The 22,178-nt window shown below is 60.3% G+C and carries 14 protein-coding genes and 6 pseudogenes; 12 read left to right on the plus strand and 8 right to left on the minus strand.

Features of this window, described 5'->3' with window-relative positions; translation table 11 throughout:
• The first annotated feature begins 47 nt into the window (after positions 1-47).
• Genes ACVJGD_RS26965 through ACVJGD_RS26980 form a run of 4 tightly spaced genes read left to right on the plus strand, consistent with a single transcriptional unit; the run spans position 48 to position 4,299 of the window.
• A complete protein-coding gene (locus ACVJGD_RS26965; RefSeq protein WP_456637103.1) occupies positions 48-1,013 on the plus strand; it encodes a ferritin-like domain-containing protein in 966 nt (321 codons plus the stop codon).
• Entirely contained in the window at positions 977-1,444 is a 468-nt protein-coding gene (locus tag ACVJGD_RS26970; protein WP_456637104.1) for a LodA/GoxA family CTQ-dependent oxidase, read from the plus strand. Before ACVJGD_RS26965 ends, ACVJGD_RS26970 begins: the two co-directional genes overlap by 37 nt.
• Entirely contained in the window at positions 1,431-3,095 is a 1,665-nt protein-coding gene (locus ACVJGD_RS26975) for a LodA/GoxA family CTQ-dependent oxidase (RefSeq protein WP_456640387.1), read from the plus strand. The genes ACVJGD_RS26970 and ACVJGD_RS26975 overlap by 14 nt, the downstream gene beginning before the upstream one ends.
• A gap of 40 nt (positions 3,096-3,135) precedes the next feature.
• On the plus strand, positions 3,136-4,299 hold the full coding sequence (locus ACVJGD_RS26980; protein WP_456637105.1) for a tryptophan 7-halogenase: 1,164 nt from the start codon (positions 3,136-3,138) through the stop codon (positions 4,297-4,299).
• 352 nt (positions 4,300-4,651) lie between these two features.
• Here ACVJGD_RS26980 and ACVJGD_RS26985 read toward each other — a convergent pair.
• A pseudogene (locus tag ACVJGD_RS26985) lies at positions 4,652-5,385 on the minus strand (IS91 family transposase); the annotation flags it as partial.
• 476 nt (positions 5,386-5,861) lie between these two features.
• Here ACVJGD_RS26985 and ACVJGD_RS26990 point away from each other — a divergent pair.
• Both ACVJGD_RS26990 and ACVJGD_RS26995 read left to right on the plus strand, forming a co-directional pair.
• Positions 5,862-7,400 carry a recombinase family protein gene (locus tag ACVJGD_RS26990; RefSeq protein WP_456637106.1) on the plus strand — a complete coding sequence of 513 codons (1,539 nt, stop codon included), beginning with the start codon at positions 5,862-5,864 and terminating at the stop codon, positions 7,398-7,400.
• Positions 7,397-7,978: a recombinase family protein gene (locus ACVJGD_RS26995; protein WP_456637107.1), complete on the plus strand. Its 582-nt coding sequence runs from the start codon at positions 7,397-7,399 to the stop codon at positions 7,976-7,978. Before ACVJGD_RS26990 ends, ACVJGD_RS26995 begins: the two co-directional genes overlap by 4 nt.
• A gap of 18 nt (positions 7,979-7,996) precedes the next feature.
• On the opposite strand, the pseudogene ACVJGD_RS27000 reads toward ACVJGD_RS26995, so the two are convergent.
• The 6 genes and pseudogenes from ACVJGD_RS27000 to ACVJGD_RS27025 form a co-directional block, all read right to left on the minus strand.
• A pseudogene (locus ACVJGD_RS27000) lies at positions 7,997-8,479 on the minus strand (IS91 family transposase); the annotation flags it as partial.
• 10 nt (positions 8,480-8,489) lie between these two features.
• Positions 8,490-9,371, minus strand: a complete 882-nt coding sequence (locus ACVJGD_RS27005; RefSeq protein ID WP_456637108.1) for a site-specific integrase — start codon at positions 9,369-9,371, stop codon at positions 8,490-8,492.
• Positions 9,372-9,621: 250 nt separating this feature from the next.
• On the minus strand, positions 9,622-11,181 hold the full coding sequence (locus ACVJGD_RS27010; RefSeq protein WP_456637109.1) for an AMP-binding protein: 1,560 nt from the start codon (positions 11,179-11,181) through the stop codon (positions 9,622-9,624).
• Between the two features lie 29 nt (positions 11,182-11,210).
• Positions 11,211-12,032, minus strand: a complete 822-nt coding sequence (locus tag ACVJGD_RS27015; RefSeq protein ID WP_456637110.1) for a p-hydroxycinnamoyl CoA hydratase/lyase — start codon at positions 12,030-12,032, stop codon at positions 11,211-11,213.
• A gap of 75 nt (positions 12,033-12,107) precedes the next feature.
• A pseudogene (locus ACVJGD_RS27020) lies at positions 12,108-13,542 on the minus strand (aldehyde dehydrogenase).
• A 294-nt stretch (positions 13,543-13,836) separates the two neighbouring features.
• Positions 13,837-14,784, minus strand: a pseudogene (locus ACVJGD_RS27025) (DnaB-like helicase C-terminal domain-containing protein); the annotation flags it as partial.
• A 395-nt stretch (positions 14,785-15,179) separates the two neighbouring features.
• Here ACVJGD_RS27025 and ACVJGD_RS27030 point away from each other — a divergent pair.
• The 5 genes and pseudogenes from ACVJGD_RS27030 to ACVJGD_RS27050 form a co-directional block, all read left to right on the plus strand.
• Positions 15,180-15,686, plus strand: a pseudogene (locus ACVJGD_RS27030) (ATP-dependent DNA helicase); the annotation flags it as partial.
• A gap of 9 nt (positions 15,687-15,695) precedes the next feature.
• Positions 15,696-16,073: a hypothetical protein gene (locus ACVJGD_RS27035; RefSeq protein ID WP_456637111.1), complete on the plus strand. Its 378-nt coding sequence runs from the start codon at positions 15,696-15,698 to the stop codon at positions 16,071-16,073.
• A 769-nt stretch (positions 16,074-16,842) separates the two neighbouring features.
• Positions 16,843-17,535 (plus strand): annotated as a pseudogene (locus ACVJGD_RS27040) (SNF2 helicase-associated domain-containing protein); the annotation flags it as partial.
• 70 nt (positions 17,536-17,605) lie between these two features.
• Entirely contained in the window at positions 17,606-18,865 is a 1,260-nt protein-coding gene (locus tag ACVJGD_RS27045; protein ID WP_456637112.1) for a DEAD/DEAH box helicase, read from the plus strand.
• Positions 18,866-19,846, plus strand: a complete 981-nt coding sequence (locus tag ACVJGD_RS27050; RefSeq protein WP_456637113.1) for an SWIM zinc finger family protein — start codon at positions 18,866-18,868, stop codon at positions 19,844-19,846.
• A 32-nt stretch (positions 19,847-19,878) separates the two neighbouring features.
• On the opposite strand, the gene ACVJGD_RS27055 is transcribed toward ACVJGD_RS27050, so the two are convergent.
• Positions 19,879-20,310 (minus strand): hypothetical protein, encoded by a 432-nt coding sequence (locus ACVJGD_RS27055; protein ID WP_456640603.1) that lies wholly within the window; start codon positions 20,308-20,310, stop codon positions 19,879-19,881.
• Between ACVJGD_RS27055 and ACVJGD_RS27060 the strand changes: the two genes are divergently transcribed.
• Positions 20,239-22,173 carry a 2OG-Fe(II) oxygenase gene (locus ACVJGD_RS27060; RefSeq protein ID WP_456640388.1) on the plus strand — a complete coding sequence of 645 codons (1,935 nt, stop codon included), beginning with the start codon at positions 20,239-20,241 and terminating at the stop codon, positions 22,171-22,173. The two genes, ACVJGD_RS27055 and ACVJGD_RS27060, sit on opposite strands and share 72 nt — an antisense overlap.
• The last annotated feature ends 5 nt before the right edge of the window (positions 22,174-22,178 follow it).

Raw genomic sequence — 22,178 nt, forward strand, 5'->3', positions numbered from 1 at the left:
CTGCGCGCGCGTCCATAGGCACACTTCTCGACCGTTGGAACGTAGCAATGACGAATGGCATCGATCTTGGTGTTTCGAAATGGACCTTACCGAGCCTGCAAAGCCTTCTGCAGGATGCGATCGATTTGGAGTTCTGGACGATCCCCTACTATCTCTCGGCGATGTATTCCATCCGCGACCCTGCCTCCAACGCCTATCAGCTGATCCAGTCAGCTGTCTATCAGGAGATGCTGCATGCGCAGCTTGTCTGCAACTTGACCAATGCTTTCGGCGGCTTGCCCACCTTCACGGCTCCAGTCTATGGCGGCCCGAAGATCCCGCATCTGGATTTCAAGCTTGATACCCCCGACCCCACGCGGTTCTTCACGCCCTATAGCACCGACATCGGTCCGCTCGACCTTGAGCGTATCAACACCATGTGCCTAATCGAATATCCGCAATGGCCGAGCCCACCATCGCAGCTCAACGTGCTGAAGGACCGGACTAAATACGGATCGATCGGCGCATTGTACGCCGCCATCCGCAGCGGCGTCACCGCGCTCCGGGACGACTTGCGCGGCGGCGTGCGACAGGTGGATTATTTCGGTTCCTACTACAACAACCTGCCGACAACCACGATCACCAGCGACGGACTCGAAGGCTATCGGCAGGCGATAGAACTGCTCGATGCCATCGTCGAGCAAGGCGAAGGCAAAACCCAGGGCGATTCCGACGTGCGTGTGGAATATCAAAACACGGCCGACGGCTTTAACGACGGCTGGCCGCATTATCGCAAGTTTGTCCACATCCGCGGCATGACGCCGTACCCCGCGACGTTCCTGCCGGACCGCAAGCTGAATGCGGCCGGCCTAAAGGCGCAGCAGATTCTGGTGCGTGATTTCGTGAGCTTCATAGGCATGCTGAATGAGATGTTTCAGGGTAAACCGTATCAGGGGTTTGGCCCCCTGATGGCCAAACTCGGCGGCGAGGTGCTCAATTGCTGGCAGCACAACGCCGTGCCCAAGTTCTCATAATCTTCGGAAGCGCTGATATGGCAGGGTCCGATCACGTGTTCCGTGTCCATCCCGCCATCGGCTTTGCCCGCGTCGGGAACAGCGAAGACTATTACTTCGCCCCGGAGACGATGGCGGGACTTCCCGTGGCGGGCCATTCCACGACCATGGGCGGGCTTCCGATCCGGCCCGGCACGGAATCCGACACCATTACCAGCAGCGAACTGCGCGATCGCAAAGGTGCGCTCAAGCGTCAGGCGGCGCGCTTCCGGATTTTTCAGTATCCGCGCACGGACGCCGGCAAATATCCCTGCCCCGGTGGAACGGAAATCAGATTGGGCTCCGTGGTCGACGGAAAGTGCGTCGTCGACATCATCTGGACCGTTCACATCGCCAGCAAAAAAGGCGAACTCCTACGCGTTCAACGGCGATCTCGGCATTGCCGTCTATGACAAGAAAAATGCCGGCAAACTCAAGGTCAGGAATCTGGCGGAAGGCTCGGAGCTCAGCGAAGCCGCCCGGCTGAGGCGGCTGATCATCGATCCCGGGCCGCGCGCGATCCGCGCGACGGATCCCACAACCGTCAAGTTCGACGAACTGACCACGGCTTCCTGCTGGGACGGCGGCGCGCAGATCAAGCCTCTGCCCCAGTATCCGCGATCATTCCCCGACACCAGCTTTGCTCGGCTCTACAGCCCTACCGGCAAGCTCGACAACCTCGGCGAGATCACCACCGACCGCGAAGGCCGGCTGATCGTGGCCGGCGGCTATGGCAGGACCTGTGCGTGGTATCAGGCCGACGGAACCCCCTATCCGCTGCTGCACGGCGAAGTTTCACCAGGCGTCCTGGCGGACATCAACGAGGACGGCTGGTTCGATGACAGCGGGGATGGCCCGGTGTCGGCGGTGCTGGTATTCGACGATGGCCATATCCAGACGGTGCACGGAGCCTGGGTCGTGACGGCGCCTCCGAGCTTCTCGCCGCAGTGCCTCAACGTGGTCAGCCTCTGGGACGACGTCTACGACACTTGGATTCGCAAGCTCGGACTTTGCCCGGAGATATTCGCGGACGGGTTCCGCGAGACCTACCAACCCTGCTTCGATCTGGACATATTTCCGATCTTTCGCGCCGCTGCGCTGCAACGCTGGAACGTCAACTTGCCGGACCGGGCGATCGACGCGCACGACGCCGTCGGCGGCATCAAGGCCTCCGACGATCCCGGCGACACAGTGCTCGCGGGACTAGCCTATATCCGCGACCCCAACAATCCGAACCAGTTTTCAAACGGCGCCCCCTTCATGCCGCTTTCTGCCGGCGACGTCGGCAAAGCGTTTCTCGCGGTGACATTGACGCAATATTTCTTGCTGGCCCAGTGGAACAAGGGCCGCTACCGGAAAGCGGCCGCCGCGCCGCTTGGTTCGGGCGAGCAGCTGGACAAGACCTCCTTGGTGAACTGCATGGGCGGCGGCTTCGGACCAGGGATCGAATTGACGTTTATCGTGAGGGATCCCGGACTCTACCAGTCCGACTGGCACAAGACCGGAGCGGGCCCGTTTCGCATTCGCACCCGGCATCTCGATTACAACGCGGCCAGGTCGGACCAGCCATTCTTGACCGTGGGCTACGTGCCGTTCCATCCGGGCCCGGACGGCGTCGTGCCAGCGCCGCTCGAACCGGGCGACGCAGGTAAGTTTATGGCGCTGCCGTGGCATACCGACTTCAACGCCTGCGCTACCCACAACACCGATCCCAATCCGCGCAACAGCACGACGCTCTACTGGGCCTGGCCGGCTCAACGGCCCATGCAGATCCATTGCGCCGACGACGTGCACGAGGGCAAGCTCGGCTCGCTACGATATTCGGTGCGCGGCAAGGGCACCCACTCTGACGACCTCGGCACCGCCGGTCGCTATCCGTATGAGCACGCGATCGAGTTCATCCTGAATTGGTGGAGAATCGGCACGGTGATGCAGGGAAGCGCCATTGCCGGACACACAGCCTACAGCCCGGAGCAGTACCTCGAAGTCGAAAGCCAGCTGGACGCGGTGGAGGAGCCCGAGATTAAGTCCTGGCCAATGAATTCCAATTCGCCCAAGGAATAGTGTGTCTCCCGTCCGCCCGACACAGCGATCCCCGGCCCCGATGCATGCAGCCGTCATCCTCGGCGGCGGAATTGCAGGTTGCGCAACCGCACTGGCGCTTCGCCAGCGCGGGCTCGACGACATCCTGATCGTCGAAGCCGGCAGCTACGATACTTTCCAGATCGGCGAGACGATCCCGCCGGACACCCGACTGCTGCTGGAACGCTTGCATATCTGGAACGGCTTCATTGAAGACCGGCATGAACCGTGCCTGGGGAGCCGCTCAGCCTGGGGTACGGACGACATCGGCTACAACGACTTCCTGCTCAACCCGCGCGGCGCAGGCTGGCATCTGGATCGGCGAAAATTCGGGGCGTTCATGGCACGGGAGGCAAGAGAGCGCGGCGCAGAATTGAGGAGCGGCGCCAGGTTCGTTTCCGCCGAGCGCGTCGCAACCGACGTCTTTGAGTTGCGGCTCGAGACTGCCGAAGGGCCGCAGCGCCTTCACGCGCGCTTCGTCATTGATGCGACAGGCCCCCGTCGTCGCTTCGCAAGGATCATGGGCGCAACGCCGCTTCTTCACGACCGGCTGCTCTGGTTCGGCGCCGTGCTGGATCGTCCCGCCTCGCCGGATTTCTCCCGATTGACGATGTTGGAGGCGGTCGAGAACGGTTGGTGGTATGCGGCAAACCTGCCGGGCGAGCGCGTTGTGGTGGCCGGGATCACCGATGCGGAGACCAACAGGCGCGCGATGGCGCATCGGCCGGATCGGTGGTTGTCCGCCCTCGCGAGCACTAAGCATATGGCGGGATGGCTAGCGGATTGCAATTTTGGCGATCACCGCCGCACGATCATCCGGTTCGCCCCGTGCTTCCTGCTTGACCGCGTTTGCGGCGATAGCTGGCTGGCCGTCGGGGATTCGGCCTCCGCCTATGACCCAATCGCGTCGCAGGGCATCCACAAGGCACTGCTCGACGGCCTGCAGTCGGCGGCTGCGATCGCCGATCATCTCGCCGGCGGCTCTGCAGCGCTCGAGCAATACCAAGCCTCTGTCATTGCGCGCTTCGCCGATTATCTGACGACCCGCGATTACTTCTACGGGCTAGAGCGCCGTTGGCCCGCATCGCCGTTCTGGCGAAATCGCAGAACGCAATCGGCCCGTCTGATGCCAGGTGCAGGCGTGCATGCGAGAGCCGCCGGAGCTATGCGAGATTTGGGTGACTAGAGAGCGTTTTTAGATTGGCGGCGCGTGGTTCGGTACCCAACACGAGCACTCGCGAGGGGCGCCGGTAAACTAAAAACGTGTTGGACGAAGCCGCGGGCACGCCGCTGCAGCTATGGGTGTTGAATCCCTGCGCCGTTATTTGTAGACGTCGTGATCTGGATTGGAGACAAGTCCCAAGGGGACATTATCACGAAAGTACTGAGTGGAAGAGACATCTGGGAAGCGAAGTAGCCGAAGAATGCGAAGCGCCGGAGGTTTGACGTCGGAAGGACGACAACAGGGCATCTATCGGCTGCCACGGCGGCCGAAAGAATTGCGAAATGGAAGGTGGCGGTTTGATCGAGGTCTCGCATCAAGAAGTGTCCGGTGAACGAGCGGCGCTGAACGAACCTGGCTGCAAGACCTCGACGCATACCATTCGGCCTTGATGACAGGATGGACATTGACGCAAGCAAGCGGCAGTGCAGTGCTCAGCCTTCTCGGGGCAATCGGATGGCTCTTCCGGCTCCGAATGAGCGCCGGCGATATCATTCCGAGCAGTTCACGGCAGCGAGCGAGCTTTTGCTTGCGGTAGCGGTTACCCAGAAAACCGTAGTAGCGAATACGCTTGAAGCCTTCGGGCAGGATATGGATGAGGAAACGCCGGATGAATTCCCCGGCGTCCAGCGTCATTACTTTCTGCTGGCTTCCGTGGCGGTAATCCTTCCATCGAAAGCGCACTCTGCCGTCTTCGATATCGACGATACGGCTGTTGCTGATCGCCACCCGATGGGTATAGCGGCCGACATAGTGCACAACCTGTTCGGCGCTGCCAAATGGCGGCCCGGCGTAGACCACCCAATTGATTCTGCGGACCTTGTTCAGATAACGCTGAAACGCAACCGGATCACGCAACGGTTCCAGCGACGAGAAGAATTGTAGCTCGCCGGTATCGAACGACTTTTGCAAGGCGCTGAGAAATAGCTGCCGGAACAGACGGGAAAGCACGGCCACGGGAAGAAAGAAGCCGGGCCGGCACGCGATCCAGCGGCTGCCATCCGGGGATGGTCCTCCTCCAGGAACGACGCAATGGAGGTGGGGATGGTGGCACCCACGCCCACAATACCCTGAGCGCCGATAATACAGATGTTCAGGTCTTCTACCCCTTTCACCCACTTCATGGTGTTACCCTGCGGATTCTTCGCAGACCGAAGCAAGGAGATGGGGCGGTCTGTGTCATAGATCCAGCCGGGAGGCGACTGAAGATTCCCATCTGGATGCTGTTGCCGGAGTGTGCCGAGATCACGATCTCGCAACGACCGCACCTCGGTAAGCAAGCCCTCCTATCTCTCGCTTCATTGATCACCTCACAACTCGACCTCACCCGGTCCACGATAACCTTCGGCGACCGCGCGTTAGCGGAAGCCCCAGGGAGGTCGTCTTGGTGCAACTTCAACTTTTAGATTTGATGATCTCAAGGGAATGCGGCGCCGTGCCAATGGACGCAGCGACACGCGCCGATCTGATCGATCTCATGGCCCGCGCTATAGCAGCGGTGTTTCACGAAGAGGGGAGAAGAGGAAATGACAGAGCTCTTGCACAATCCAAAAATCAAACCGGAGCATCTGGCTCGCAAGGCGATCGTCTACCTTCGGCAATCCAGCGAACGGCAAGTACGGCAGAATAAGGAAAGTCAACTCCTCCAGTATGCGATGGCCGAACGGGTGCGTGCGCTGGGCTGGCAGCAGGTCGAGATCATCAATAGTGACCTGGGATCGAGCGCGAGTCTTGCCGCCGCCCAGCGGGAAGGCTTTGAGCGCGTCCTCAGCTCGGTAGCACTGGGAGAGGTCGGAATCGTCGGCAGCCGAGAGGTATCACGGCTATCCCGAACGGACAAAGATTGGTGTCGGCTGTTGGAGGTATGCCAGATCTTTGGAACGCTAATCGCTGACGAGCAACAGGTCTACGATTTGAATAATCTAGACGATCAGTTGGTGTTGGGCATCAAAGGGACACTCAGCGTCGTCGAGCTCAAGGTTATACGCCAACGAATGCTGGCGGGGCAGGAAGCCAAAGCGCGCCGCGGCGAACTGTTCAAAAGACTTCCGATCGGGTATGCCCGCGACCCCGTGGGTAAGATCATGTTTCATCCCGACAGACGGGTCTGCGAAGCGATACAGCTCGTGTTCGCCAAGTTTCGAGAACTGTGGAGCGTGCGTCAGACATTCCAATGGTTCCGTGATCACGACCTGGAGCTACCGGTCAATCCCATACAGGGAACGCGGCTGATCTCGAAGCTTCCTTCGCAGAGCCTAATCCGCGACATTTTACGCAATCCCTCCTACGCCGGTGCCTATGTTTGGGGACGGCGTCCAGTAACGACCCTGCTGGTAGGGGGCCGGCTCGAGAAACGTCAGAGCGCGATGCGCCCCGCCGAAGAGTGCCGCGTCTTCATCCGCGATCATCATGTAGGTTATATTGACTGGGCAGCCTACGAAGAGAATCAGCGAATGATACGGCGCAATTCGGTGAACTGGGAGGGGGACGAATCGATGGCGGCGATTCGCGCAGGCCAGGGTCTTCTGGTCGGACTCCTGCGCTGCGGACATTGTGGGCGCAAGCTGCATGTACGGTATTGGGGCGGCCGTGGCACCCATGCGCGCGACCTTTGCAAGGGCGACTACGATGATGGCGGGCAGTATTGCATCGGCTTCGGCGGCAGCTCGGTAGACCGGTGCGTAGGACAAGAACTATTAAAGGCGATCGCGCCATTGGGGGTGGAAGCCAGTCTGCGAGCTCTCGAAGAACTGAGTGCCGGCGGCACCGCTCAATGTACCGCCCTGTCCCGCAAGCTCGAGCAACTGGTGTATGAGGCGAGGAAGGCCTTCGAACAGTACGACGCGGTGGATGCCCGGAATCGACTTGCAGCCAGCGAGTTGGAACGGCGGTGGAACGGAAAGCTGGAAGAGATTGAGGCAGTCAAGCAGCGGCTTTCCAGTCTCGAAACCGAGCGCTGCTCGTTATCGCCTGAAGAGGAAATCAGAATACGTTCGATGGGTGATCATTTTGCTGGAGTCTGGCAGAGCAACCACTGTCCCCCGACACTTACAGTAAGAAGATGATCTTCCGCACCGCCATCGAAGAGATCATTGTGCGCACTGACCAGGATAAAAAAAGCCTTGAGTTGCTGATTCACTGGAAGGGAGGTGCGCATACGCAACTCGCGATGGACCGACCACGTTCCGTAACGGAAACGGCCACGCCCATGGAGGCGCTGGAGATCATTCGTCGCATGGCTGTTCGATACGGCGACGACCAGATTGCCTCTGTGTTGAACCGACGCGGCTATTCCACGGGCAAAGGGAAGCGGTGGAATCAGACCCGTGTAGCGACAGCCCGGCGTAACCATTCGATTGCCGGTCAAAAACGAGCTCTGCACGATCCGGAGAGAGTGAGTTTGAGCGAAGCTGCGCGAATATGCGGCGTCAGCCACCACACCATCCAAAGGCTGGTTGAAGCCGGCCTGTTGAAGCGCGAACAAATAACTCCTCGTGCACCTTGGGAAGTCAGCCGCCGTGATTTGGATGCCGAACCCATTCGCAGCGTTATTGAGCGCCTCCACCGCACCGGCAAGCTAATTCTGCAGGGGGGTTGCGCGGAAGACCAACTTGCGTTGTTCACTGAAAATCAAGGGAGATGATAATGCCCGGTATCTTGAGTGAGGGTTCTGAAGGAGGTTTTGGCTCCAAGTATGAAGGACAGAAAAGAACCCGATCTCGGCACCGAGGTGCCTGGGGTCGGCAGCGATGGTCCGCAAAGTCTCTGCAGCTGTGCGGAAGAGAATATCGTACACGGTGCCGGCATTCTGGAACGCGATCGCTGCGATTTGGTCGGGTATGGTGAAAACAACGTGAAAATACTGCGTATCGAGAAGCTCCGCTTGTCGGGCTTCGATCCATTCTGTCCGCGCGAGCGATTGGCACTTGGGGCAGTTGCGCGAGCGGCAGCTATTGTAGGAGATCCACCGCTCTCCGCAGTGATCGCACTGCTCGACATGGCCACCGAGCGCGGCCGTTCGGCAGCGCTCGATCGCCGTCATTGCTGCACGTCGTTCGGTCGATAGAGACCTTCAGTGCTGCTCGCGCCAGGCAGCACCATAGCGGCGGAAGATATCCGCCACTTCCGGACCTGAGCGTCCCATGGGGCTGCCGTCAGAAATGTTCAGGCGGCGGCGATGGTGGTGCCTTAGGGATTGGGCGCGGCAGCAGCTCCAGCGGGCTGGTCGCCGCACAGACTTTGTTGGTGGCTATCCGGAGATATTGCGCGGTTGTGGACAGGCTGCGATGGCCAAGCAAGAGCTGGATGGTGCGAAGATCGGTGCCGGCCTCGAGTAGATGGACGGCGAAGGCATGCCGTAGCGAATGCGGCGTCACGGGCTTGGCAAGGCCCGATAGCCGATGCGCCTTGCTGCATGCGTCCTGCACCGCGTTGGTCGATATCGGCTCGTTGGGGATACCTCCGGGAAACATCCACGTCTTCGGCCGGACGGCGCGCCAATAGTCGGTCAGTGTCTCCAGCAACCGTGCCGAGAGCATGACGTAACGGTCCTTCTTCCCCTTGCCTTGATCGACGCGCAGCACCATCCGCTGTCGGTCGATGGCTTCCGGCTTCAGGCGTACCGCTTCGGAAATGCGCAGACCGGCGGCGTAGCATGTCGTCAGGATCACTTGATGCTTGAGGCTCTCCACGCAGCCGAGGAAGTGCAGCACCTCTTCGGGACTGAGGATGACGGCGAGCGTCTTGGGCACCTTTGGACACGGAATGATGAGGTCGAAATCCCATTCGAAGCCGAGCGTGACACGGTAGAAGAAGCGGAGCGCTGAGACGGTCACGTGGATCGACTTCGGCGCCAGCTTCTTCTCGTTCGTTAGATAGACTTGGTAGGCGCGGACATCCTCCGGCCCAAGCAAAGCCGGCGACTTGGCAAAATGGCGGGCGAACTGCGAAATCTGCAGCAGATAGCAATCCTGCGTATGCGGTGACAGATTGCGGATCTGCATGTCGTTTATCATGCGTAACCGAAGCGGGGTCATTGAAGGCTCCTTGGCAAAACAACGAAAACTGCCCAGGGGCAGCAACGCCATCTTGCTTGAAGCCAAGTCTATGAACGCAGCAAATTACGTCTCACCACGGCAATTCAAAGCAGCTCCAGTTGCTTCAACCGCATTCCTTCATTTGAGATTGGGTACTCTTGCCGAGCGTTCTGCCGCGGAGCGGCTTCGTCCAACAATTATTATTATGACTCATACTGAACGTCGTTGAGTCATTCCGTTGCGCCGACAGTTATGCCAACGCAGGTTTGCTCTCCTCGGAAACGCCGGTCGTTGCCGCAGCGGCGACCTCCTCCAGCGCCTGTTTCTTCAAGACCGCCTTCTGCAACTTGCCAGACCCAGTCCGCGGCAAGGTCTCGGCTGCGCGAAACTCTTTGGGAATCTTGTAGCGTGCCAGCCTTTCACCGCAGTACGCGGCAAGGTCCACGACATTGGGCCGCGTGTCGCTTCCGCTCTTGAACACAAGATAGGCGCGCCCCACCTCGCCCCACCGTTCATCCGGAACACCGATCACGGCCGCTTCGGCGATCTGTGGATGCTCGAGCAGCACCGCTTCCACCTCGACCGGATAGACGTTCTCGCCACCGGTGATGAAGATGTCCTTGCGACGATCGACGATGGTAAAGAAGCCGTCTTCATCCTTGATGCCAATGTCGCCGGTCCAGAGCCAGCCATCGGTGGTAAAGACGTGAGCGCACTCGGCGGCGCACTTCCAGTATCCGGGCGTGACGCCTGGCCCGGCGATGAGGATCTCGCCCGGACGGCCGTCGGGAACGTCTTTGCCGGCCTCGTCGACGAGACGGACCATCGTGCCGGGACCGGGAAGGCCGACAGAGCCCGCTTTTGAGGCGATTAGCGCGGGGTCTAGGGACATGCCAAGCGCAGTCCCAGTCTCCGTCATGCCGAAGCCGTCTACCATGCAAACGCCGCGTTCCAGCCACCACAGGATGTTGGCGCGAGAGTTTGGCGCGCCGCCGGTGAACAGCGCTCTCAGCGACCAACTCTTAGGTCTGAAGTTTTGTGCCTGCCGCAACGCGGACGCCATCTGCGGCACGCAGAAATAGTGGGTAATGCTCAGGTCAGAATTGGCCAGCCGCTCATTGGTGAGGATAGGATCGAACCCGCTTGAGATGAGGATGGCGGCGCCACGTGCAATCGCGGGCCAAATACTCGTCACCAGTCCGATGACGTGAAACATCGGAGACTCGCACAGGAATACCGAGCCGCTTCCGACATCACCCAGGATTCCGAAATTGATGGCGGTAAAGAACATCATCTGCGCGGTAAGCACCACGCCCTTTGGCTGGCCGGATGTACCCGACGTGTAGAGAATGACGCAAGGATCTGATGCTTCTGGCCGGAGTTTTTTGACCGCCGGCGCCGCTGCTTCGCGCATTGCGATGAGATCAACGACCGTCATGACCGTGCAATCTGCCGGAACATCCACCGCCGCTGTACCGTCACTGACGAGCATAAACGGCGTGCAATCAGCAAGGATCGGCGCAAGCTCGGCTCGCGAAAGCCGCCAGTTCAGGGGGACGAAGATCGCACCTGCCCGCATTGTCGCCTGTTGAAGAATTAGGAGATCGCCGCTGTTGCGGGCCAGGGCAGCGATCCGCTCGCCGCGCCCCATGCCCGGCAGGGCGGCGAGCGCACCGACCATTTGATCGATCGCACGGTCGAGCTGTGCGTAGGTCCAGCGCCGGTCTGTCGCTAGATCGACGCAGGCAAGCTGGTCCGGGCGTATCCGAGCGTGGAGCGCGACGGGATCGGGTGCATACCATTGCTGCATCGAGGTTCTTCCTCCACCCTGCAGTCAGTTCAGACGGTACGGGTTCGATCGTAAGCGCTCAGTCCCGGCCGATAAGTCTTCTCGTCGATGAACTGGCGGATGCCTTCCTTTCTGCCGTGATCGTCATAAAAGTTCGCCGCTTCTTGCGCCCGCACGAGATAGTCCTCGGCATTGTCGTAGGTCATTTCCATGACACGGCGCAGGGCATCCTTCGTCGCCTTGAGGGCGACCGGATTTTTGGCAAGCAGCATGTTCGCTACCTCAACCACCCGTTCTTTCAGGCGGTCCAGAGGTAGACTTTCGTTGACGAGCTTCCATTCCGCAGCCTTGCGGCCGTTGATCGTCTCGCCCGTCAGCGCCTGATACATTGCATCGCGCATCGACAGCAGGTCAGCAACAACCTTAGTCGCTCCGCCACCCGGAAGAATGCCCCAATTGATTTCGGAAAGCCCGAAATGCGCCTCGTCGGCCGCGAAGGCCAGGTCGCAGGCAAAGAGCGGGCCGTATCCCCCTCCGAAGCACCAGCCGTTCACCATGGCAATGGTGGGTTTCTGATACCAGCGTAGCTTGCGCCACCAACCATAGGATTCCGACTGAGCCTTGCGGATCGCGCCGAGCCCCTTGGCCTCGGTTTCGCGGAAATATTCCTTGAGGTCCATACCCGCCGACCACGACGACCCCTCACCCGAAAGCACGAGAACGCCGACATCGTCGCGGAATTCAAGCTCACACAGAACCTCCATCATGCGCCGGTTGAGCGCGGGGTTCATGCAATTGCGCTTTTCGGGGCGGTTGAACCGCACCCAGGCGATTCCCTTTTCGACATTGAAGATGGCAACATCTTTGCTCATTATGGTCTCCAGTTGGATGTTGGGTGGATGTGCGCCCACACCCGTCACTCGCAGGATGAGGAACGGGGCTCGCTATCAGATCGGATATCTGCCGGGCGCGGTCTCCAGCGTGATCCAGCGCAGGTCGGGTGAATTCAGCAATGCCGGCCTTGCCGCCGAAGCGGCCGTAGCCAGAAGCCCCCATGCCACCGAACGGCATTTGGGCTTCGTCGTGGACCGTTGGTCCATTGATGTGGCAGATGCCGGAGCGTATACGGCGCGCTACTTTCAACCCGCGTGCGCCATCTCCCGTGAAGACCGAAGCCGAAAGTCCGTAATCACTGTCGTTGGCAAGCCGCACCGCATCGTCTTCGTTGCGGGCACGAATGATCGCCACGAGAGGACCAAAGCTTTCCTGCGCGTAGACGTGCATTTTTTCCGTCACACAGTCGAGCATATGCGCCGACATCAACACGCCGCGCGTGGGGCCGGCCGAAACGACCCGCGCGCCCTTTTCGAGGGCATCGGCAATCAGAGCTTCGACCTTCGCGACTGTCGCGGGATCGACCATGGCGCCGAGCGGGGCATCGCCCTCGCGCGGATCGCTAGCGGCCAGCGAGCGCACTTTGGCTGCAAACTTCTCGACGAAGGTGTCGGCGATCTCCTCCACGACGATGATGCGCTCGGTGGACATACAAATCTGACCCTGGTTAAAGAACGCGCCGAAAGCAGCGGCCTTGACTGCCTCATCGAGATCGGCGTCCTCCAGGATGATCATCGGCGCTTTACCGCCGAGTTCGAGCAACGCGGGTTTGAGGTTGCGCGCTGCGCGCTCCGCGATGATCCGGCCGACGGCAGTGGAGCCGGTGAAGTTCACCCGTCGTATTGCCGGATGGTCGATCAATGCACCGACGACCGCAGCCGCATCCTCCGGCGCATTGGTGACGAGGCCAACAGCGCCCTTCGGCAATCCGCCCTCCTCCAGCGCGTTGACAATGAGACCATGGGTGCGCGGGCAAATTTCCGATGCCTTGAAGACTGCCGTATTTCCGCAGGCAAGAGCCGTCGCCAGCGCCCGCACGCCCAGGATTACTGGCGCATTCCACGGCGCGATACCCAGCACGACGCCAACCGGCTGGCGCACTGACATCGCCAGGCAACCGGGCTTGTCGGAGGGTATTGTCTCACCCGCAACCTGCGTCGCGAGCGAAGCCGCCTCGCGCAGCATGTCCGCTGCCAGCCCAACATTGAATCGCGCCCACGCTTGTGTTGCGCCGATTTCGGCGGCCATGGCCTCGACAAAGAGGTCAGCCTTGGAAGCCAACGAGTCCGCTGCCCTGAGAAGCACTGTACGGCAGGCTGTCGGCCCGAGCGCAGTCCAGGCGGGAAAGGCGGACGCGGCCGTGTCGGCAATCGCAATTGCGTCGTGGACCGCGATCGCCGGAGCTTCGCTTGCCACCTCTCCGGTCACCGGATTGAGCCGACGGAAAATCCGCTGAGCTGCTCCCTTCCCCGATACGCTCTCCGGGATAGCCTGATCCTGCACGTCTTTCCTCCCAACCTGCGGCTGCGACGTGAGCGCAGCGAGTAGTTATGGTGCATAATGATTATATGTCATCACTATCATGGTTGGCAAGGGTATTGTTGTCGCAGAGCGTGTCGGTATCCCATCGTCCCGACCGGTGCAGGGGTTCAGTACGGGAGACGAGATAGCGGAAAGAAAGCCTGCCCATCGATCTCGACGCCTTTGTTGAGTTCGTTGCGCGAGCTCGCCGCCCGGTACTCCGGTAACCAACGCGACGCATTCAGCCGATGAGTGCGGACTTCACGCCGACGGGCGATAAAGAACCGGATGCCCAGTGGCGAGAGCGGAAAATCGCGTGAATTCACCTTGGAATGACAGATTGACAGTGCCAGTCGGCCCGTGGCGCTGCTTCCCAATAATGATCTCGGCCTTCCCGCGAGACGCCTCGAGCTCCTCCGCCCATGTGATATGAGCATCGGTCCCGGCCGACGGTTCCTGACCGTTCAGGTAATACTCCTCGCGGAAGACAAAAAGCACGACGGCAGCATCCTGTTCGATCGAGCCGGACTCCCGCAGATCCGACAGTTGCGGACGCTTCTCTTCTCGATTCTCGACCTGCCGCGACAATTGCAACAAGGCGATGATCGGCACGTTGAGCTCCTCGGTGAGGGCCTTCAAGCCAGTCGTAATCTCGGTCACCTCCCGCACGCGGTTCGGCGCGGTCCGATGGGTTGTGCCTTGCATGAGCTGAATATAGTCGACGACGATTAAGTGGAGGCCACGCTGTCGCTTCAAGCGACGGACGCGCGCCGCAACTGGCCGACGGTCAAGGCACCGGTCGAATCTATGTACAGCGGAATAAGGCGAATCTCTTGCCGGCGTTGCACGAGGAGCGCGTCGAAATGATTCTCGAAGATATCCCCCGCCTGATGTTCGAAGACGAGATCTCCGACTGCTCGGCTATGACACGCGTCGCGAGTTGCTCGCTGGACATCTCGAGCGAGAAGAAGGCGACAATGCCGCCTGACATCTCCGGCGTCGAACTACTGCCTTCCTGCGGCGCTTGGTAGGCTCGCGCCACGTTGAACGCGATATTCGTAGCGAGCGACGTCTTGCCCATGCCAGGCCGCCCGGCAATGACGATGAGGTCGGACGGCTGAAGGCCTCCCATCTTGGCGTCGAGATCTTTAAGGCGGTAGGAAGGCCTGAGAGCTTTCCACCGCGCTGATAGGCGAGCGCCGCCTTGTCGTCGCCAACATTTTACATCAACAAGAATCAAGTTTGTGCTGGAGAGTTTACTGTCGCCGCGCGCGGCGATCGCCACCTGCGTCTTTACAAGGTCAACCGAAAACGCGTATTGCACAACGCCCCGAATCGCCCGGTGGCGTCGTGCTCGGAGGTGACGCCCTGCTTCATTCGAGCCGATTTCTAGCATATCGCGAGGTTGCAGGCTTTCCCGCTATCAAGCCATCGTGAACGCTCAGGCGAACACATGTTGACGTGCCGCCTCGTCTCCGGGCATCCCAGTCGGTAGATCGTACGATGGCTTACGACAGGAGTGGGCTTTGACGTAATGGGAAGACTGAATGACAAAGGCGTTTTGGTGACCGGCGGCTCGCGCGGCATTGGGGCAGCGATTGCTCGGCGGCGTCGGTGCGCGCTCGCTAAACATCGAACTGCAGACGGCTCTGAACCCCGCCGGCGAGCGCAAGGTCAAGCGCTTTGGTTGGACGTTCGCGCCCGGCGACAGAGTGATGCAGATCGAATACGATTACGACAAGGAGGTCTATAACGGCGACATCGGCTATATCGACGATATTAGTTCGAAGACCGCGAACTCACCGCAAGCTTCGACGGCGCACGGTCATTTATGGGTTTGGCGAGCTCAACACGCTGGTGCCGGCCTACGCAGCAACCATCCATAAGAGCCAGGGTTCCTCGCCGTTGTGATGCCGGTGATGACGCAGCATTACACCATGCTGCAGCGAAACCTGCTCTATACCGGCGTCACCAGGGGCAAGAAGCTTGTCGTGCTGATCGGCCAGAAGAAGGCCGTCGCCATCGCGGTTCGGAACGTTTCGGGGCGAAGGCGGTGGTCGAAATTGAACGAGTGGCAGGCATCAAGAACATTGTCGATGCCGATAAGATGAGGGCCGACTATGAATGTACGCAAAGCGCATAATATTTGGATCGAACAGTGCGAAGCGGCTCAAACGATCAAGGTTCGATTCGGGCTCACGGCGGCCTTCGACTACCTGGTCGGTGAGAAGTTGATGAGCTTTGCCAGTGCGGCCTCCAGACATCCCGACTTCGCTCGGGAACTGCCGCGGTTTGTTTCCGAGGTGAGACGCATGTTTACGCCGGATGAGATTGGCGCACAGTTAGCGCACATCGAGCGTTCGCGTAACGAAAGGAACGTTGATGTTTTGGAGGAGGATGATCTTCTCCGTGAGGGTCCTGCCGCAGTCGCGGAGTGCGTTCAGCAGTTCATGCTGGTCAAGGAATTGCTGACCGCGCCCATGCTCGGTACTTCGTGACAGAATGACGAAATTACTTCTCGATGTGGCGCCCGGCTCACCCCCAAAATCGTGGACATTTCCGGTGGGATCGTAAGGTCTCACCGTCATGATGACGCTAGAACCCGTTCTTACCCCACATGGTTTGCTGACGCTGCGCCAAACGGCGCAAGCTCCTGCGTTGGAGCCCGATCAGGGCTCGCAGCTGGAGAAAGCATTTCTACGGGGCTCAGGGCACGGGTTGTTGTGGCTCGGCGCCGACGAAGTCGCGACGGTTCTCCCACCGGTGCTGTCGTATTGGCGAGAGCTTGGAATGCGCTACATGACTGCACTGTGCGCTCTTCCGGGTGTTGGAGACGGTCGCACCAAGCCACCTGTGCCGATCCCCACCGATGGCGAGTTGGACACGATGGCATCGGCCGTGCCGCCTATGACCGGCGCGGAATACCTGACGACGTCTGTCCTGGCCAATCTTTGGCGTGGTTTGGATGCGGCCTTTGATGCCGAGTTGGTGCAAGCCAAGCTCTCCGTGCAGGAGTTCCTCAAGAGCCGTCATCCGGCATGGAATTTGGTTGGGCGCGTTCATTTCAACCTCGCGGAGAACCGGAAGGACGAAGAAGCCCCGTTCGCGTTTCTCGCGACCTACACGACCCGACTCTCGGTTGAGGCCAAGCATCTGCCGCTCGGCAAAGCCTTGCAGGAGTATTCAGGTGCGAGGAACCGCCAACGCCTGCTCTCGCTGCTGATGCCCGTCCAGCGCGCCGCCGAGAGTTGCCCTTGGTTGAAGACGATGGTCAATGCCGGCGATATCTTTCACCCGCTGCGCTGGAGCCCACAACAGGCTCTGCAATTCCTGAAGGATGTTCCCGCGCTCGAAAGCGCCGGGGTGGTCGTGCGAATGCCCGCGAGTTGGCGTATGAACCACCCCGCACGCCCGCAAGTGAAAGCAACGGTCGGGGGCAATGCGCCATCACAGTTGGGGATGGACGCGCTGCTCGACTTCCGAATGGAGGTGACGCTCGAGGGCGAAAGCCTCTCGAAGGCCGAGATCAAGCGACTCCTGGCGCATGCCGATGGATTGCTCTTAATCCGTGGCAAGTGGGTCGAGGTCGATCATGAACGACTGAATCGCACACTCGAGCAATTTGAGGCCATCGAGCGCCGCGCCGCTGCTGATGGTCTTTCGTTCGGTGAGGCGATGCGAATGCTGGCTGGGGCTGGCATTGCCGGAGATAAAACTGCCGCACCAGCCGACATCGATTGGAGCCAGACCGTTGCCGGCCCCTGGCTGGCGGAGACGCTGGCGACCTTGCGCCATCCCGATTGGCTCATGCGGGTCGACCCCGGTCAATATTTTCAGGGTACGCTGCGACCCTATCAGCAGTCGGGTGTGCAATGGCTCTATCTGCTAACGCAGCTCAAGCTTGGGGCTTGCCTTGCCGACGATATGGGGCTCGGCAAAACCATCCAGGTGTTGTCGCTGCTGCTGCTGGTAGTCAAGAATGAGGACAGGGCAAATCGGAAACCTTGCCTGCTCGTAGCCCCCCGCCTCGTTGTTAGCCAATTGGGCCGCCGAGATTTCCCGATTTGCGCCAAGCCTGAAAACAGTCGTGGTCCATCCATCAGCTGCGCCGTCCGAGAAATTGAACGCATACAGTGCGGACAAATTCTCAGACGTCGATCTCGTAACCACGAGCTACGGATTTCTGACGCGTACGCCTTGGCTAGAAACTACTTCATGGCGGTTTGTGGTGCTCGATGAAGCACAGGCCATCAAGAACCCGGCTGCCAAGCAGACAAAATCGGTCAAGAGGCTCAAGGCAGAAATGCGCATTGCGCTGACCGGCACACCCATCGAGAATCGGCTCGGTGACCTTTGGTCGATCTTCGACTTCATTAATCCTGGTCTGTTGGGATCGTCGAAGGAATTTTCGGCATTGGTCAAACGCCTCGCCGACCGGCCACATAACCCTTACGGTCCGCTCCGCGACCTGGTGCGCCCCTATATCCTGCGACGGCTGAAGACCGACAAGAGCATCATTGCCGACCTGCCCGACAAGACCGAGGTGAAAACCTTCTGCCCCTTGAGTCGCAAGCAGGCGGCGCTCTATCAGCAAGCAGTGGCAGAGCTAGCCGGCCATCTCGAAGAGGTCGATGGAATAAAACGGAGAGGCATCATCCTAGCTTTTCTCATGCGTTTGAAGCAAATCTGCAACCATCCATCGCAGTGGCTCGGCGACGGCGCGTGGAACGAGGAGGATAGCGGTAAGCTTGGGCGTCTGCGCGACATCGCGGAAGTGGTTGCCGCCCGGCAGGAGAAGGCACTTGTCTTCACCCAGTTCAAGGAGACAACGGCGCCACTAGTGGCGTTCCTGGGCTCCATATTCGGCAGGCCCGGCCTCGTCCTGCATGGCGAGACAGAAGTTAAGAAGCGCAAGGACCTGGTGCGCCAATTTCAGGAAGACGAAGACGTCCCGTTCTTCGTGCTCTCGGTCAAAGCAGGCGGCACCGGGCTCAATCTCACAGCGGCCTCGCATGTCATTCATTTCGATAGGTGGTGGAATCCGGCTGTCGAAAACCAAGCCACCGACCGTGCCTTCCGAATCGGACAGACCAAGAATGTACTTGTGCACAAGTTCCTTTGTCGCGGCACCGTAGAGGAAAAGATCGACCATATGATCGAGTCGAAGAAACAATTGGCTGGGGATTTTCTCAGCGGCGGAGCTGACATCCTGTTGACTGAGATGAAAGATGAGGAGTTGCTTAAACTCGTGACTCTCGATTTGGGTGCGGCGATGAAGGAAGGGGAATGAATGAGCTACTACGGGTGGCACGCCTACGTGCCGGTAGCTGAGAAGCGGCGGCAGGCAGAACGCAAGTTGGCCAAGCTCAAGAAGCAGGGACGATCCGTTGCGCCCGTGACGATCGAGGGACGCAAAATTACCAAGAGCTTCTGGGGCAACTCTTGGTGCGTCAACCTCGAACGATACAGCGACTATGAGAACCGCTTGCCGCGCGGTCGGACCTATGTCCGAAACGGCTCCGTTGTCGACCTGCAAATTGCCAAGGGCGAGATCTCGGCAATGGTCGCCGGGTCTGAACTCTACCAAATCAAGATTGCCATTGCACCGGTTACGCGGGCACGCTGGAAATCCATCTGCCGGGACTGCGCCGGGACCGTCGATTCGCTAGTTGAGCTCCTGCAGGGCCGCTTGGCGAAAGGCGTGATGGACCGGGTCTGTCGAGAGGGTGACGGCCTCTTTCCGTCGCCGACGGAAATCAAGCTGTTCTGCAGCTGTCCAGATTGGGCAGACATGTGCAAGCACGTTGCGGCAGCGCTGTATGGTGTCGGCGCCAGGCTAGATGAAAAGCCTCAGCTTCTTTTCGTGCTGCGTGATGTGGATGAAACTGAAATGCTCGCCAGCGCTGGACAGGGTTCTCCGCTAACAACGGCGCCAGGCGCGGCGAAGGTGCTTGATGAAAACGATGTCGCCGCTCTATTTGGGCTGGAGATGGCCGAAACTCCCGATACCCCAAATCCTGCCTTCACAGTCCCAAAGCGACCCCAACACTCCAAGGCGCCAAAAGTCAAGATATCTGCCGGAAAGACCAAGCCAGCAGCGAAGACCGATGTCGCCTTGCATCGTGCGACTCGGGCCAGTGCGGGAACGAAAAAGACAACCCGAGCAAGTGCCAGGAAACGGCGCACTCGGCGGCGAGCGGATCGGCGATCAACGCGGCCGCCTTTGTGGCTCATGACCGCTATTTCTTATGCGTGCGTTCTCTGCGTATAATTTCTTGAAGGTCCAGCACGTCGACCTGACGATTATTTGCTGAACCAGCCCTGCCGGGAGCTGCCATGTCGTCGATCGGTACCGCGTTGCTTAACAGCCTTCGTTCCGTCGAGCGTCCGGGTGACTTTTGCGTCGGCGGGACTCGGGAGATCTTCATGCCGACGATCGATGTCGACGGCGTGGGCAGGATCGCCTTTCCGGTCCAGCCCATCCAGGCCCAGCGGCTCGTCGCGAGCGCCGAGGCAGCCCCCTATGGGCGCGGCGAGGCGACGGTGATCGATCGCGAGGTCCGGAGAACTTGGCAGGTCGATTCCGCCAAGGTCCGGATCGGAGGGCGTCACTGGGACAAGACCTTGGCCGGACTGGTCGCGGATGTCGCACTCGGGCTCGGTGTGAGCGAGCCGGTTGCGGCGGACTTCTATAAGCTTCTTGTCTACGATGCCGGCAGCTTCTTCGTCGACCATCGCGATACCGAGAAGGTCCCCGGCATGTTTGCGACGATGGTGCTCGTGCTGCCCTCGATCCATAGCGGTGGCGAATTGGTCGTCAAGCACCTTGGCCGCGAGATGGTGCTTGACCCGCGTCCCGAGGAACCGTCGGAGGTAGGCCTCGCGGCCTTCTATGCCGACTGCGTGCATGAAGTGCGGCCTGTTCAAACGGGATGTCGCCTGACCCTCGTCTATAATTTGCGTTTCGTCGGCAAGAGGCGTCCGCTGAAGGCGCCCGATTATCGCGCAGAGCACGGGCGGGTGGTGGAGTTACTGCGGGGCTGGACGAGCGCCGAAGACGAGCCTGACAAGCTGATCCTGTCCTTGGAGCATGTCTATACGCCGGCGGAGCTGTCGTTCAGTGCACTCAAGGGTGCCGATGCAGGCGTGGCGTCCGTGCTGGTCAAGGCCGCCGCGGAAGCGGACTGCGATCTCCACCTCGCTCTGGTGTCGATCGAGGAAAGCGGCAGCGCCGAACATACAGGCTATTACAGCCGTCGCCGCTGGAGTCGAGACGAGGAGGATGACGAAGAATTTGAGGTTGCCGACGTCATCGACCGGGCGCTGTTCCTCTCCGAGTGGCGGCGACCGGATGGCAGCGAGGCTGGGTTCGACGATTTTCCATTCGATGAGGACGAGCTGTGCCCGTCTGACGCTTTCGAGGATCTGACGCCGGACGAGCAGCATTTTCACGAGGCGACGGGCAATGAAGGGGCGTCCTTCGAGCGCACCTATCGCCGAGCAGGTTTCGTGTTGTGGCCGACCGCGCGGAGGCTCGCGGTGCTGAATCAGGCCGGCCTCCGCACGACGCTGCCGTATCTCGAAGATCTGACGGCGCGCTGGGAAGCAAGCAAGGCATCGATCCGGTCGCCCTTGTGGCGTGAGGGAGATGAGCTTTCACGGCACATGCTGCGCTCCTGGCCCCGCTCGTCCTGGCGGGAAGACGAAGACGCCGAAGTCGGCCGGATGCTCGATTTGCAGATCCGGCTGCGGAACGTGGAGTGCATCGATGCGTTTCTCGGCGGCGTGTCCGCCGAAGGCCATTACGCCGCGCCCGACAACGAAGCGATCCTGCGTGCTGCCGCCTTGCTTCCAGCCCCGCGTGTAACGGAGCTGCTGGTCCGGATTCTCCGACGTAACGCTCCGGCCCATCTGGCCGCTTGCGGAGATCTGGTGCTGCGCTGCACAGCGGCGCCCGCCGGTCGGACGTGTGACCTCATGCAGATCGGCACAGCCTTGATCGAGGCCCTGCCGGGCCCCCCGACGAGGCAACAGGAGCGCGACCCCTGGACCCGGCCGGCGCCCGTGAAACCGGCCTTCGTCGCCGATCTGCTGACGGCGACAAGCCGAGTCAACGAAGGGCTCGCGGCGCGCGCGATCGAGCACCTGCTGGCCTGGCCGAAAACATACAAGCCGGACGACGTGCTCGTCCCCGCTGCTCGCGCGTTTGCCAAGCTGGCGGAAAGCACGGCATGGCCGGCGGTGGGGCGGCTCAGAGAGGCGTCGCTTGATCACCTGCGCAAGCGCATCGCCCTGCCGCTGGAGGCGCCTCGGGATTGGACCAGGGCCAACACGCTCACATGCAAATGTAGCGATTGCCGTGAACTGGGCGCGTTCCTGACCGCGCCGGATCAGCAGCAATGGCGCCTGAAGGCGGTTCAGGGTCGCAGGAGCCATGTCGAGGAAAGCGTCCGAAGCACGACGTGCGACCTTGACCTCACGACCGAGAGGCGTGGCAGCCCCCATACCTTGGTCGCCATCAAGAACCAGGCCAGCTACGAACGGCGCGCAAAGCAACGCCGGCAAGACCTGGAGCATGCCTCGGCGCTGGACCGATGACGTTG

The organism is Bradyrhizobium sp. USDA 10063 (assembly GCF_054063735.1).